Origin of the sequence: Methyloversatilis sp. XJ19-13 (genome assembly GCF_024580155.1) — a bacterium.
Classification (GTDB): domain Bacteria; phylum Pseudomonadota; class Gammaproteobacteria; order Burkholderiales; family Rhodocyclaceae; genus Methyloversatilis.
The window spans coordinates 1-14,965 of sequence record NZ_JANINH010000005.1 but is presented as its reverse complement, the minus strand read 5'-3'; the positions used below and the strand labels follow the sequence as shown (position 1 = coordinate 14,965).

The 14,965-nt window shown below is 63.4% G+C and carries 9 protein-coding genes and 1 CRISPR repeat array; of the genes, 4 read left to right on the top strand and 5 right to left on the bottom strand.

The features are described 5' to 3' along the window. Positions 1-45: 45 nt before the first annotated feature. The 3 genes from NMQ14_RS08140 to NMQ14_RS08130 form a co-directional block, all read right to left on the bottom strand. Complete coding sequence (locus NMQ14_RS08140) at positions 46-1,317, bottom strand: glycerophosphodiester phosphodiesterase family protein (RefSeq protein WP_257095077.1); 1,272 nt, start codon at positions 1,315-1,317, stop codon at positions 46-48. Positions 1,318-1,395: 78 nt separating this feature from the next. Then, positions 1,396-2,649, bottom strand: a complete 1,254-nt coding sequence (locus NMQ14_RS08135; RefSeq protein ID WP_257095076.1) for an esterase-like activity of phytase family protein — start codon at positions 2,647-2,649, stop codon at positions 1,396-1,398. 328 nt (positions 2,650-2,977) lie between these two features. After that, the gene (locus NMQ14_RS08130; protein WP_257095075.1) at positions 2,978-4,327 is read right to left on the bottom strand and encodes an esterase-like activity of phytase family protein; all 1,350 of its coding nucleotides are present in this window, start codon (positions 4,325-4,327) and stop codon (positions 2,978-2,980) included. Positions 4,328-4,662: 335 nt separating this feature from the next. Between NMQ14_RS08130 and argJ the strand changes: the two genes are divergently transcribed. From argJ to NMQ14_RS08115, 3 genes are all read left to right on the top strand, one after another. Continuing rightward, a complete protein-coding gene (argJ, locus tag NMQ14_RS08125; protein WP_257095074.1) occupies positions 4,663-5,904 on the top strand; it encodes a bifunctional glutamate N-acetyltransferase/amino-acid acetyltransferase ArgJ in 1,242 nt (413 codons plus the stop codon). Positions 5,905-5,933: 29 nt separating this feature from the next. Beyond that, entirely contained in the window at positions 5,934-6,653 is a 720-nt protein-coding gene (locus NMQ14_RS08120; RefSeq protein WP_257095073.1) for a UPF0149 family protein, read from the top strand. 360 nt (positions 6,654-7,013) lie between these two features. Next, entirely contained in the window at positions 7,014-8,660 is a 1,647-nt protein-coding gene (locus NMQ14_RS08115; protein ID WP_257095071.1) for an NAD(P)/FAD-dependent oxidoreductase, read from the top strand. Between the two features lie 276 nt (positions 8,661-8,936). Here NMQ14_RS08115 and NMQ14_RS08110 read toward each other — a convergent pair whose 3' ends face one another. Then, the gene (locus NMQ14_RS08110; protein ID WP_257095069.1) at positions 8,937-9,596 is read right to left on the bottom strand and encodes a PEP-CTERM sorting domain-containing protein; all 660 of its coding nucleotides are present in this window, start codon (positions 9,594-9,596) and stop codon (positions 8,937-8,939) included. A 54-nt stretch (positions 9,597-9,650) separates the two neighbouring features. Continuing rightward, entirely contained in the window at positions 9,651-10,364 is a 714-nt protein-coding gene (locus tag NMQ14_RS08105) for a PEP-CTERM sorting domain-containing protein (RefSeq protein ID WP_257095067.1), read from the bottom strand. 352 nt (positions 10,365-10,716) lie between these two features. Between NMQ14_RS08105 and NMQ14_RS08100 the strand changes: the two genes are divergently transcribed. Continuing rightward, entirely contained in the window at positions 10,717-10,893 is a 177-nt protein-coding gene (locus NMQ14_RS08100; RefSeq protein ID WP_257095065.1) for a PhoX family protein, read from the top strand. 204 nt (positions 10,894-11,097) lie between these two features. Next, positions 11,098-14,847: a CRISPR direct-repeat array (repeat unit 28 nt; unit sequence TTTCTGAGCTGCCTGTCCGGCAGTGAAG). Positions 14,848-14,965: the final 118 nt, after the last annotated feature.

The following is a 14,965-nucleotide window of genomic DNA, read 5'->3' as shown; positions in this document are numbered from 1 at the left end:
AGTGGTCTTCCTGAGGGGCGCGCCGGGTGCAGCGCGCCCCGTGGCTCAGCCCGCCTTGCGGCGGCGTGCCATGAAGCCGGTCAGCGCGAGGCCGGCCAGCAGCATGGCGTAGGTTTCCGGCTCCGGAATCGACGCCACCGCGGCGACTCCCAGATCCGGGTGATCGGTGAAAAAGCCATCCAGCCCGAGCGCAGTGAAGGCGAGGATCTGGCCCTTCATGTCGCCGAAGGCGGCCGGGTCGCCGCTGGAATCGAATTCGTTCGGCAGGAAGATGTTTTCGGCGCGGAAGGTCCAGGCGTGCACTTCGAGGCCGAGGCTGTGCGCATCGGCGATCAGGCTGGTCGGTGTGCCGAGCACGCCGCCCACCAGCGGAATCAGCAGATTGGTGTTGGCGCCGATGCCGTCTGCGTAGCCTTCGATGAACAACAGGCCTTCGGCGTCGAGCTCGGCCAGCTGCGCGTAGGTACGCAGGTCGCCGGCCACCGTGAAGTCATACGGCCGGCCGCCACCATTGAGCAACTGTGCAATCCGGATGTCGGTTTGCGTATTGACGTACTGCAGGTTCGACACTTCGAACGACTGGATATACACCGGCGCGCTGGCGGTGTTGCCGTAGTTGGCGTGCAGCGTCGCGACCAGCGTGTCTTCCATGCGTTGCAGGCCGTTGGCGTCGGCGTAGTTCTTGAAGTAGGTCGGGTGCTTCGTTTCCGGGTAGATGCCGATGGTGCGGCCGGTTTCGATGCTCTTGGCCTTGGCCAGATCGATCACCTCCTGCAGCGTCGGAATGACGTACTGGTTATTGAACGCGTTGTTGCCGGTGCGCAGGTCGCGCAGACGTTCCTGGGTGCGGATGTCGGCGCGCAACTCGGCCGCGGTGAAGTCTTCCGCCCACCAACCACCGACCTTCTGGCCGTCCAGCGTCTTGACGGTGAGGCGGCCGGCATATTGCGGCAGTTCCCACACGTTGGTGCTGGTGTCGGTGCGGTTCAGCACTGGCGCGCCATTGACCATCTTGATGGTGCCGTCGCCATTCAGGTCGACGCGGGCCAGCATCGGTTCGTGACGGGCAACCAGCACACCGTCCCTGGTCATGACCAGATCCGGCTCGATGTAGTTGGCGCCCTGCTCAATGGCGAGCGTGTAGGCCTCGATCGTGTGTTCCGGGCGGTAGCCGGACGCGCCACGGTGACCGATCACCAGCGGTGCATTCCCGCTGAGCGTGTTGTAGGGCGTAGCGGCCAGCGCGTCGGACGGCGCCAGCAGCGGGGCGGCGCCAAGCGCAGCGGCGAGTGCGGCAAACAGGACAGTGTGCTTCATGGCGGGGTCCTCCATGTTGATCTTCGAGCGGAGCGGGGGCAGGTCCATGGGCAGAGTTGCCCACGGACCGGGCAGTACTCAGTTCAAGCGACGGCGTGCCGCGACGCCGATCAGGCCAAGGCCGGCCAGCAGCATCGCGTACGTTTCGGGTTCGGGTACGGCAGTGACTTCCAGCGCGATGAACTGAGTGAATTGCGTGGCGCCGAAGTTGTTGTCCGACGCAAGAATCAGCGTCTGCTTGCCATTGAGCGCCGGTCCGAAGGTGAGGCCTTCGATGTTGTCGAGCGACAGCGTCGAGCCGTCGTCATTCTTCAGGTCCGACAGGTCGAGCAGCAGCGTCTTGCTGACGGCGGTGATCGTCTGCCCGGCGATCGAATCGAAGGACGACACGTCGGTCGCGTTGCGCGCGTCGGCGTAGAACAGCCGGATCGTGTTGCCGGTTGCCGGAATGCCGTTTGCCGGCGTGCCGAGCGAGAACGAGCGCTCGATGGTGATGAACTGGCGGTCGCCGACAGCGATGAAGTCGGTCAGGCCATTGGTCGCGAAACCGTTTGCCGGGTTCGGCGCGAACACCACCGGGCTCACGTCGTAGATGTATTCCGCACCGGCGGCGCCGCTGTCGATGTCGAACGACACGATGCGGCTGCGCGAACCGTTGAAGGCGGTCGCCGGCAGGCTGTCCTGCGCGAGTGCGTTTTCGGTGGCGGCGTACAGCGTGTTGCCGTCGGTCGAGATCGCGAGGTTTTCGAACGCGAGGTTGTTGTAGACGCCCCTGTCACCCGGGGTGAGGCCCGTGTTGCTGCCGGACGGGTTGTAACGTGCCGGCACCGCGAAGTCACGACCGTAGCTGCCGTCGAGGCCGGCGCTGCGCACCGTGGGGTTCTGGAAACCCGCGCCCGAGCGCTGGCCTTCATTGCTCCAGTAAAGCTGGTTGCGCGTCGCGTCGTAACGCATGCCTTCCGGGTCTACCTGATTGGTGGCGAAGGGCAGGCCGGTCGTGTCGAGCAGCGTGGTCACAGCAGTGAAGCCCACGCCGGCCATGCCCGGCGTGGCCGAGCGCGTGAAGGCGTTCAGGTCGAGCGACAGTTCGTAGAAGCGCGCCGGGTTGAGCGCCGAGCGGTCATCGCTGATTGCGATGTAGCGGCCGCTGCCGGCCACGTAATCGATCGATGACAGGCCGCCTACCGTGGTGCCCGCGAACTGCGTGCCGGTCGGCACGATCTGCTGACCGATGTAGGAAAACTCAAAAGGTGCTGCCGCCTGCGCGCCGAAGCTCGCCAGAGCCAAAGCAAAGGCAAGCGCGAACGGACGACGGTCATGTGAGCGTTTCATGTGATCTCTCTGAATTATTGTGGGCGACGGACGAAGGTCTGGACCCCACGGGATTTGATGTTGCGCAGGCTAGGCCGAGGCAGTGACAAGCACGTGAAGGGTGGCTGCGCCGAATGGACTATCGAGCCCTTCGCCTGAAAGGAGGTGGTTTCAGCCATTCCAATTTGATGTGCGGACCATGCAAATCTGCCTGTGTCGCGTTGTGCGGCGCGGCAATGGCGGAGCGTTCGGGCTTCGCCATCGACGATGTATTCATTTGTCGGCGGACGCGGCCCTCGGAAGGGGCCGCGTCAGTCCGCGAGCGGATTGCCCGCGGACCGCGTGGCGCTCAGCGCGTGCGACGGCGGGCGGCTGCGCCGATCAGGCCGAGACCGGCCAGCAGCATTGCGTAGGTTTCCGGCTCCGGTACCGGGTTGGCGAGGCTGATCTTCAGGAACTCGGTGTGGTCGGAGCCGAGGTCGCGACCGCCGGTGCCGGGGTAGTTGTTGTCGTTGATCACCAGCAGCGTGTTGGCGTCGAGGATGAGCACGTCCTCGATGGTCACGTAGGGGAAAGTGAAGGTGGTGAGGCCGTCGCCATTCAGGTCGTCCGGGTCGGCGATGTTCATCAGGTCGACCAGTTCGGTCTTGGTGACGAAGCCGCCGTCGGCGACACCGGTGGTGTCGGCGATGAAGATCTTCTTGAACGGCGTGCCGCTGGTGGCGGTGCCGCCGTTGCGCTCGATCACCAGGAAGCGGTGGTCATCGATGGCCGTCATGTCGCCGATGGCCGTGCCCTGGGCTTCGAGCTGATACAGGAAGTCGAGGCCGGTGTAGCTTTCGCTGTCGATGCTGAATTCGTTGATGCGCAGGCTCCTGGCCGGGTCGCCGGCAACCGTCTTTTCGAGCAGCGTGTAGAGCTTGTCGCCGCTGGCATTGATGGCCATGCCCTCGAAGCCGCCCGAGCCGCCCAGATTGCTGGTCGCCGAACCATTCAGCACGGCCTCGTTCTGCGGCGCGAATACGCCGGGCATCGCGATTTCGCGACGCTGCACCACGCCGCTGGCATCGGTCTTGACCAGGTAGGGGCCAAATTCGTCGCCGAACCACAGGTTGCCGTTCTTGTCCTGACGCACCGATTCGATGTCCAGGTCGGCGCCGGTCAGCAGGCGGCCGGACTTGATCGACGCATCCACCATCGGGTTGGCGGCGTTGTTGTAGTAGTTCGTGTAGTCGGCCTGTATCTTGATGCTCAGCAGGTTTTTCGGGTCGCTCAGCGTGATGCGGCTGGCCGCGTTGAAGGCGGGCAGCGACGCGCCGGAGTTCCAGTCGGCGGCGGACACGCTGCCACTGCCGCCCTGTGCGGTGCGGAAGTCGACATTCACCGCGTAGCTGCGCAGCAAGGTGTCGCCCGAATTGCCCTGCGCGCCGAAGCCGTTGTCGGAAATGACGCGGAAACTGCCGTTGGCACCGGCCAGCACGCCGGAGAAGCCCTGCACCGGCTGCATGTCGATCAGCGGCAGCGGATTGCCACCGGCGCCGGCGCCGGCAAACTGGCCCGAGGTCGGGCCGTCGGAGAAGGTATTGGCCGGCATCACGGCCCACCCGGCCAGCGTGTTCTGTGCGGCGTGCGCGGTCGGTGCGGCGAAGGCGGCGGTCAACGCGAGCGCGAGGCTCAGACGTGCGAAATCAGCGTTCATGGTTCATCTCCCCTGTGTGGTCGGTCCGGCCGATACCGGAAACACGCGGAAGGCTGGGGAGGGCGCTTTGCAGTGCCGTGAAGGCGAACTGGTCCGTTCGGATCATGGTGCGTCGCCGGCCGCACGCAGAATGGCTTTGCACGCAGGCGGCCGGACCGCCGGTCGGGGGCGGAGGGCCGTCTGCCGGCAATCCCTGCAGGGTCAGGATTGCGCGCAGGTTACAAGGAAGGTGAATTCCCGTGACGGGCGTGCAGTGCGGCGGTGTGCCACACGAATCGGCGGCCGGCACCGACCTGCATGTAAACTCGCGCCTTTACTCCCTGCGAGACCCTGCCATGCCCGTGAACTACCAGACGCCGCCCGCCGAATCCATTCTTCCGGTTGCCGGTGTGCGACTGGGCATCGCCCAGGCCGGCATCCGCAAGGCCAACCGGCGCGACCTGTGCCTGATTTCGCTGGTGCCCGGCGCCCGCGTGGCTGGCGTGTTCACTGTGAATCGCTTCTGCGCTGCGCCGGTGCAGGTGTGCCGCGACCACCTGTCGCGCAGCGATATCCGCGCGCTCGTCATCAATACCGGCATCGCCAACGCCGGCACCGGCGAGCCTGGCCTGGTCGCCGCGCACGCCACCTGCATCGCCGTGGCGCGCGTGCTCGGCCTGGCCCCCGAGCAGGTGCTGCCGTTTTCCACCGGCGTCATCATGGAGCCGCTGCCCGTCGACCGCATCGAGCGCGGCCTGCCTGCCTGCATGGCCGATCTCGACGAAGGCAACTGGCACGCCGCCGCACACGCCATCATGACCACCGACACGGTCGCCAAGGTGGCGTCGCGCACCGTGCAGATAGACGGCCGCACCGTCACGCTCAGCGGCATCAGCAAGGGCGCCGGCATGATCAAACCCAATATGGCCACCATGCTGGGTTTCATGGCCACCGACGCCGCCGTGTCACAGGCCGCGCTGGACGCGATGGTGAAGCACGCCGCCGACCGCTCGTTCAACTGCATCACGGTCGATGGCGACACCTCGACCAATGATTCCTTCATGCTGATCGCGTCCGGCACCGCCGGCAACGCCGAAATCACCGCGCTCGACAGCGAAGCCGGCGCCGCGCTTGCCGATGCCGTGACCTCGCTCGCCGCCGAACTGGCCCAGGCCATCGTGCGCGATGGCGAAGGTGCGACCAAATTCATCACCATCGATATCGAAGGCGGCCGCGACGTTGCCGAATGCAAGGCGGTCGGCTACGCCATCGCCCACTCGCCGCTGGTGAAAACCGCCTTTTTCGCGTCCGACCCCAACCTCGGCCGCATCCTCGCCGCCGTCGGCAACGCCGCGCAGAACCATCCGCCGCTGGAAGACCTCGACACCTCGAAGGTGAGCCTGTGGATCGGCGATTTCCTGGTCGCGAAAGACGGCGGCCGCAACCCCGCCTACCGCGAAGAACAGGGCGCCTCGGCCATGGCGCCGGCCAAAATCACCATCCGCGTGGCACTGGGCCGCGGCACCGCCCGCGCCACCTGCTGGACCTGCGACTTCAGCTACGACTACGTGAAGATCAACGCGGACTACCGCAGCTAGGGTCTGATGACACGGAATTGCGGGCTGCCATGGACGCACTGACCCAGCCGCTGTCGCAATCGGAACTCGATACGCTTGAAGATTTTCTCGCGTCGCCGCAGTTCGAATACCGGGCGATGGAACTGCCGATGCTCGAAGGCTTCCTGACCGCCCTCGTCATCGGACCGCGCATGGTCATGCCAGGCGAATGGCTGCCCCGGGTATGGGACCGCTACGACGCAGTCGTGGCACCCGCCTTCGTCGATGCCGGACAGGCCGCGCGCATCACCACGCTGTTGATGCGTTTCATGAATGGCATCGCAGACACCTTCCTCAACGATCCGGGCGCCTTCCAGCCCATCTTCTGGCAGCCCGAGCGGCGAGGGGTCCCGGAATGGTGTGAAGGCTTCCTGGCCGGCACCGCCTTCTGCGACGCGGAATGGGCCGCGCTCTGGGAAGAGGAGCCCGCTCTGGCCGCACCCCTGATGCGCCTCGGCACCGACGAAGGGCGCGCGATGGTCCGCGAGGCCGGCGAAACCGAGGTGTGGATGAAGCTGGTGCAGCCGATGCTGGTCGCCATCCATGAAATCTGGCTGCAGGCGCGCACCCTGCCGCTCGACAGCGGCTACGAAGGCGCTTTCGACGACGATGCGCCCGGCGCAACCTTTGTCCGCCCCGAGCCCAAGGTCGGCCGCAACGACGCCTGCCCGTGCGGCAGCGGGAAGAAGTTCAAGAAGTGCTGCGGCGCGGGGGACCGGTCGGTGCATTGATGTGTGCAGGACTGGCGCGGTGCGCTCCGAGCACGCTGTAACGCCAAAGCCCGCAGGGTATCCGGGTTGCTCCGGACGCCGTTGATGTCGAAAGTCTTCATCATTTCAGAGCGTCTTCACTAGCTGTTGACACAGGCAGGGTTGAACAGTCGGCATCCTGCTGCAGGATTGTCGCGTGCTCGCCGGATACGGCTTTCACGCGCCCGGTTCGTACAAAAGATCGCCCTGTTCTTTCAAGCCTCCGTTTCCCCGCTTCCCTAGAGTCTCGCCCGTGTGCTGCCGTCGGTCGCCATGCCATGTGTGCTGCTGCGAGACGGGGACGCTGGTGGATCCATTCAGGCAAGACAACGGAGGAAGAAAATGAGCGAAGCATCTGTGGCTGCGAAGCCGGCGGGGGCGACCGGTAGCGCAACGACGTATGACGCAGTCGTGATCGGGGCGGGCGTGGCGGGGCTCTATCAGGTTTATCGCCTGCGCGAGATGGGAATGTCGGTCCTTGGCATCGAAGCCGGCTCCGGCGTGGGCGGCACCTGGTACTGGAACCGCTACCCCGGTGCGCGCTTCGATTCGGAAGCGGAGATCTACCAGTACTGGTTCGACGAGGCCATGTTCAAGAACTGGCAACCGACGGAACGCTTTCCGGCCCAGCCGGAAACCGAGCGCTGGCTGAATTACGTGGCTGACCGCACTGATCTGCGCAAGTACTACAGTTTCGACACGCGCGTGACCGCTGCGCACTATGACGAAGCGGGACAGCAGTGGCGGGTTGAAACCGATCGCGGCGACACGGTCACCGCGCGCTTCCTGATCTGCTGCACCGGCATGCTGTCGGCGCCGCTCAGCAACATTTTCGAGGGCCAGGACAGCTTCAAGGGCCAGATTTTCCACACGGCACGCTGGCCGAAGGAACGGGTCGAATTCGTCGGCAAGCGCGTGGGCGTCGTGGGTACGGGCGCCACCGGCATCCAGGTCATCCAGACGATCGCGCCGCAGGTCGGGCATATGAAGGTGTTCCTCCGAACGCCGCAGTACATCATCCCGATGCGCAACCCGAAGTACACCCCGGCGGACTGGGCGCAGCAGGGCAAGCGATTCAGCGAAATCCGTGACCGCGTGCAGGGTACCTTCTCGGGCTTCGAATACGACTTCGACAACGGCGTCTGGGCCGACCTCACGCCGGCGCAGCGCACCGAAGTGCTGGAACGCCTGTGGGCGGACGGTTCGCTGGCGCTGTGGCTCTCCTCTTTCGCCGAAATGTTCTTCGACGAAAAGGTGAATGACGTGGTGTCCGAATTCGTGCGCGAGAAGATGCGCGCGCGCATCAAGGACCCGGACCTGTGCGCGAAGCTCATTCCGACCAGCTACGGCTTCGGCACGCATCGCGTACCGCTGGAAAGCAACTATCTGGAGGTGTTCCACCAGCCCAACGTCGAAATCGTCGACGTCAAGGCATCACCCATCGTGCGCATCGTGCCCGAAGGCGTGATGACCGCCGATGGCACGGTGCACGAACTCGACATCCTGGTACTCGCCACCGGCTTCAATGCCGGCTCCGGCGCGCTGACCCGAATCGACATCCGGGGCCGCGACGGCCGCTCGTTGAAGGAAGAGTGGGGCCAGGAAATCCGCACCGCGATGGGTCTGCAGGTGCATGGCTACCCGAACCTCTTCACGACCGGTGCTCCGCTTGCGCCATCGGCTGCGCTGTGCAACATGACAACCTGCCTGCAGCAGCAGGTCGGCTGGATATCCGACTGTATCCGCGACATGCGGGAAAAGGGTTTGAAGGTCATCGAAGCGTCAAGGGAGAGTCAGGATCAGTGGGTTGCCCATCACGACGAGATCGCCAACAAGACGCTCGTGGTGAAGACCGACTCCTGGTACATGGGCTCCAACGTGAGCGGCAAGCCGCGTCGCCTGCTGTCCTACATCGGCGGCGTCGGAACCTACCGTCAGAAGTGTGCAGACGTCGCAGCCAGCGGCTACAGCGGCTTCAAGTTCGCCTGAACGACGATCGGCCTGATCGCAGGCCATCGTGCCCGGCTCCACCGCTGCGGTGGAGCCGGGCCGAGCGGCACACCCGGCAGGCGTCGGACAGCGATTCCGGATCCTGCGTCAGCAAATCCGTTCATCTCCAGGCATGCGTGCGGTCCTGCGGGCGGTTCGTGGCCTGAGGTTCAAGGCGTCGGTACGCGTTCGTTCGAAAGCTCGCCGGGCGCAGAGAGGGCCGGCGCGCAGTCAGGCACCGGCAGCAGGTGGCACTGGCCTGCTGCGGTTTCTTGATCAGACCTTGCGCGTGCGGCCCGCAATGCCCACAAGCGTGAGGCCGGTCAGCATCAGTGCCCAGGCTTCGGGTTCGGGCACGGCGGCGATGCCGAAGGTGATGTTGTCGATCTGCTGGCCGTAGGCACTGAAAGAGACGCTGGTGAGGTTCTTGAAGTCATCGCCGAATGTCAGGGTTTCCAGCGTGTTGTAGGAGTCGTCGAGCAGGGGGAAGGACTTCTGAACGAACCCCCCGCCCGCCTGGTAACCGTAGACCGCGAAGAAGCGCTGGGAATTGTTGAAGGCAGCGACGTCCAGGCTGACCAGGTCAAAAACACCACCCTCCACCCGTGTGACCTCGAAACTGTTCGTGTACTGCGCGGAGCCACCATAGGAATGAAACAGCCCCTGGGAGCCTGTCCAGTAATAGGGGTTGGTATCGGTAATCGCGCCGATCTGCATGGCGTACTTGGTGGGGGACCACGCGGTGTTGAACTGGAACCCGTCTTCCACATAGGTGCAGCAAGGAATCAGCTCAACCGCCCAGCCGTTCGGTCCCAGGCTCGTCGTCGCGCTGGCGGTCATCGGGATTTCGTTGAAATCGGCGACCACGGTCGCGGCGTGAACCTGGGCGAACGGCGCCAGCAGGGCCAGCGAGATCAGGGAAAGGGCATGTTTCATGAATATTTCCGGTGAAGGACAGCGTCGAAAACGTTCTCTGCTCAAACCGGACGATCAGCTCGACCGCCGGCGTGCGGCAAAGCCGACCAGACCCAGACCGGCCAGCATCAGCGCATACGTTCCGGGTTCGGGTACGGCGGCGGCCATGGTCACCACGTTGATGTTCAGATGGTCGTAGAGATAGCTGCCGTTGGGGCCGACATCCACGGTGATGCGGTCGCCGGACAGGAACTGCAGCGGTGCAGACCCGAAGCTGAAAGCCTGCGGCGTGTAATCGGCGCCACTGACCACGAAGCTGCCGACCGAGGTCGTCACGCCACCGCGGGTATGACTGACCGTTACATCGACGCCGTTGCCGCTCAGGCCGTTGATCACCATTTCCGCGTGCACGGTCACGCCGTTCAGCGTGATGTCTTCGGGTACGGTGAACACGATGGCGACGCTGCTGGCATCCGAAGGCCCGGGATGCAGGAACACGCCGTCGAAAGTCGGCAGGCCCGCTGCCCCGCCAAATGCGGCATCGCCGATATTCACCAGCTGGCCGGTTTGCGTACACGTACCGCAGGGGTAACCGTACGTTGCGGCGGACATCGGCGGCAGCAAGGAGCCATCCTGGTCGCCGTAATGGGCGGCCCAGAGGGCGCCGGGCGCCTGGGGGGTGACGTAATCCCAGCTCGACTCGACAAACGTCCGGAAGTCGTAGTTTTCGGCCTGGGCCGAACCGGTGGTGCCGGCCAGCAAGACCATGAGCAGCAAAGCGTTTTTCATGATGGGTTCCTCCGGAATCGTTTGGCCCGGAGCACGAAAGAAAATTTGGAGCCCATGCAAGAAAAACAATGAAAACGTTTTTTATTCATATGGTTGAGAATGTTATCGACTGTAAATTGGATCTGCTGTAAGAAAAGTCGACAACCTCGGTGGCGGCGGTGTGCGCGACGCGCCACCTTCGTCAGTGGCAACCAGACTGTCGGCAACAACCCCGACAACGTCGCCGTCAGCATGCGCGGCGGTGTGCTGCTGTGCGAGGACGGCGGCGATGTGACCGACGCCCCGCGGCAGCGGCAACCACCCGCTCGGCCTGAACCCGGCCGGCGAGCCCTGCATCTTCTGCAAGAACAACGTGACGCTGTCCGCCGACCAGATCGCGAGCGCAGGCAAGTTCGCCGCCGCGGACTATCGCGGCTTCGAATTCTGCGGCGCCTGCTTCGATCCGACCGGCCGCGTGCTGTTCGTGAACATGCAGACGCCGGGCATCACCGTGGCCATCACCGGCCCGTGGGCCAAGGGCAATCTTTGAGCATCGATCCGGGAGCCATCACATGAACATCCGCCAGACCCTCGCCGCCGCGCTGTGCGCCTTCGCACTTGCCCCGGCCGCCCAAGCCTACACACTCGACGTCGTCGAAGCCAACGGCAACACCGTAGACACGAGTTTCAGCACGCCGGACATGCTGTCCATCGACTTCGGCCTGATCAACACGCTGCCCGCTCGATCTCTTCATTTCTGAGCTGCCTGTCCGGCAGTGAAGGTAACCGTAGGTGCGTTCGGCGTCCGCGAACTTTTCTGAGCTGCCTGTCCGGCAGTGAAGTCGGCAAGAAAGCCGCCGGCCGCCTGCTCGACTTTCTGAGCTGCCTGTCCGGCAGTGAAGCACAAGCCGGGTGAGACGCTGCACATCGGCATTTTCTGAGCTGCCTGTCCGGCAGTGAAGTACACGACGGCGCTGGATACGCGATTCGCGCATTTCTGAGCTGCCTGTCCGGCAGTGAAGGCGAGACGCCAGGGCTGGCCGATGAGGTCTTTTTTCTGAGCTGCCTGTCCGGCAGTGAAGCATGTCACGGCCACGGATGCCGCCTGCGATCTTTTCTGAGCTGCCTGTCCGGCAGTGAAGTTCGAATTTCTTCCGGCCATCGTTACGCTGGTTTTCTGAGCTGCCTGTCCGGCAGTGAAGCCCTGCGTGGGCGTGTCCGAATCGACCGTCGTTTTCTGAGCTGCCTGTCCGGCAGTGAAGATCTCTTCGGCGATCGCGTTGATGTCGGCACTTTTCTGAGCTGCCTGTCCGGCAGTGAAGTCGACCACTGCCGTGACGCGGTCGAGCTCTTCTTTCTGAGCTGCCTGTCCGGCAGTGAAGAATGAAAAAAGAACAGCAATCGTGTGACTATTTTTCTGAGCTGCCTGTCCGGCAGTGAAGCGCTGCCCGGCTGGGTCATGTGGCTGGCGCTTTTTCTGAGCTGCCTGTCCGGCAGTGAAGGGTGACTGTGACGGGCTGGTCGCGATCACCGGTTTCTGAGCTGCCTGTCCGGCAGTGAAGTCAATCTCCTGCCCCTGATCCCGAGGCGCGGTTTTCTGAGCTGCCTGTCCGGCAGTGAAGTCCAGATGACCGGGGTGGCGTGTGCCATTTCTTTTCTGAGCTGCCTGTCCGGCAGTGAAGGACTTCGGACGCACGCTCAACCACAGCCCGAATTTCTGAGCTGCCTGTCCGGCAGTGAAGCTGCAGATGCTTTCACAACGCCCGTGCGCGGTTTTCTGAGCTGCCTGTCCGGCAGTGAAGGTGGAGAAGCACGCGCTGTCTGGCGGCGGAGATTTCTGAGCTGCCTGTCCGGCAGTGAAGTTGCCCGGCCCCGGGCGTCAGGGAGCGCGGTTTTTCTGAGCTGCCTGTCCGGCAGTGAAGATCAGTTACCTTCACACCGCAGGAGAAGGGTTTTTCTGAGCTGCCTGTCCGGCAGTGAAGGCCGCACGACGTGCTGTACCGCATGCCGGAGTTTTCTGAGCTGCCTGTCCGGCAGTGAAGATCAGTATGTGCAACGGCACTGCTCCGTGGCATTTCTGAGCTGCCTGTCCGGCAGTGAAGACGACGCGGTAATCGTGGAGCGTGTGGGCAACTTTCTGAGCTGCCTGTCCGGCAGTGAAGATCATCTTTACTGCACCGGCCGCACGGTTGTCTTTCTGAGCTGCCTGTCCGGCAGTGAAGCAGGATCACCGTCTGCGCGGCCGTCGCGACCATTTCTGAGCTGCCTGTCCGGCAGTGAAGTCTTCCGGCGTGATTCTCTACGACGGCACGATTTTCTGAGCTGCCTGTCCGGCAGTGAAGGCCTGCAGGCGTAACCCCGGGCAGCTCTCGATTTTCTGAGCTGCCTGTCCGGCAGTGAAGAGTAATGCGCCCTGTCGCCGCTATTCATGATCTTTCTGAGCTGCCTGTCCGGCAGTGAAGGGCGTTGAGCCCGTGTCGACGGTGCCGTTGCATTTCTGAGCTGCCTGTCCGGCAGTGAAGACGGTGTGCGTCCACTCGGCATAGATGCGGCATTTCTGAGCTGCCTGTCCGGCAGTGAAGTGTAGGTCGGCACACTGCTCGCGCACCTGGTCTTTCTGAGCTGCCTGTCCGGCAGTGAAGACGCCCGCGAGCTGGATCTGCTCGCGGCCCAGTTTCTGAGCTGCCTGTCCGGCAGTGAAGTACGACGGGGTCAGCGCCTCGGTGCGTAACCTTTTCTGAGCTGCCTGTCCGGCAGTGAAGAAGGCTTCACCGAGGCCGATCTGATCGAAGGCTTTCTGAGCTGCCTGTCCGGCAGTGAAGATCACTGTGGCTTCACCGCTCGACCACGAGTATTTCTGAGCTGCCTGTCCGGCAGTGAAGGCCGATCAGGTCCGGCCCTTCCCACGCGCTCATTTCTGAGCTGCCTGTTCGGCAGTGAAGGCGCACCGAGCGCCAGCCACATCACCCAGCCATTTCTGAGCTGCCTGTCCGGCAGTGAAGCGATACCGACCTCGACACCGAGTCGACCGAATTTTCTGAGCTGCCTGTCCGGCAGTGAAGCGTGGGACCAGCAAGAGTATGTGCGGCAGATTTTTCTGAGCTGCCTGTCCGGCAGTGAAGTCTATTCGCTTGCGCTTCAGACTCCGATATCTTTTCTGAGCTGCCTGTCCGGCAGTGAAGATGACCGGGCTCCACCTTTGACGTTTCTTTAGTTTCTGAGCTGCCTGTCCGGCAGTGAAGGGATACCGTGCGCCGCGATGAATTCGAGATGTTTTCTGAGCTGCCTGTCCGGCAGTGAAGGACCGCAGTCACCACCGCCGACTCTGCCCTGCTTTCTGAGCTGCCTGTCCGGCAGTGAAGTTTGTCATGCGACTAATCTGGTCAGCGCTCAATTTCTGAGCTGCCTGTCCGGCAGTGAAGGTGCCAGATCGGCAGCAGCCGCTGCACGATCATTTCTGAGCTGCCTGTCCGGCAGTGAAGCCGTTCGCGCCGATAGGCCGCCTTGAGTCGATTTTCTGAGCTGCCTGTCCGGCAGTGAAGCGCGTGGTTACGGAACAAGCGCGCCGCCGCTTCTTTCTGAGCTGCCTGTCCGGCAGTGAAGAGCGAGATCTTCAACACGCTGGTGCAGCTGCATTTCTGAGCTGCCTGTCCGGCAGTGAAGTTTCAAGGCGGCGCAGACCCCGTCACGATGTCTTTCTGAGCTGCCTGTCCGGCAGTGAAGATGCCCTGCCGGCCGCGCTCCAACACGATCTTTTTCTGAGCTGCCTGTCCGGCAGTGAAGACGCCGCCTCGGTGAAGCTGCCCGGGCTGTAGTTTCTGAGCTGCCTGTCCGGCAGTGAAGCGCACGTCAAGACGCTGTGCCAGGGCATGGAATTTCTGAGCTGCCTGTCCGGCAGTGAAGCGCGACGACACCGGCGTGGTCGATGCCGTCGATTTCTGAGCTGCCTGTCCGGCAGTGAAGCAGGCGGCCTCGCTCATCGCATTGATCAGCAGTTTCTGAGCTGCCTGTCCGGCAGTGAAGCACGAGCAAATGGCCACGCGCTGTCGAGGGCTTTTCTGAGCTGCCTGTCCGGCAGTGAAGCACGCTTGAGCGTGAGCCCTATGCGCGCAGGTTTTCTGAGCTGCCTGTCCGGCAGTGAAGCTGTCGCTCGTGCTGCCCGACGTCATCGACACTTTCTGAGCTGCCTGTCCGGCAGTGAAGACCTCGAAATCGCATGAAGCATTGCTGCGGAGTTTCTGAGCTGCCTGTCCGGCAGTGAAGCTGCGCAACATCCTCGACCTGCTGGTGCGGCAGTTTCTGAGCTGCCTGTCCGGCAGTGAAGCCGCCGAGCAGCGCCCACAGATCGCTTTGGATTTTCTGAGCTGCCTGTCCGGCAGTGAAGGAGGACCAGCTCGCCGAATACCCGGGCGACAATTTCTGAGCTGCCTGTCCGGCAGTGAAGACCCTCTCCACCGCCGTCAATGCCGCGCTGGCTTTCTGAGCTGCCTGTCCGGCAGTGAAGACGAACCCGTGCCAGTGAATCGCCCCGGGTTTTGCGGAGGCCCGCTGGGTTAAGTCAGACCTCCACCGCGGAAGGCTGACGGATAAGTTGCCGATAGTAGTTCGCCTCTGCCTCTGCA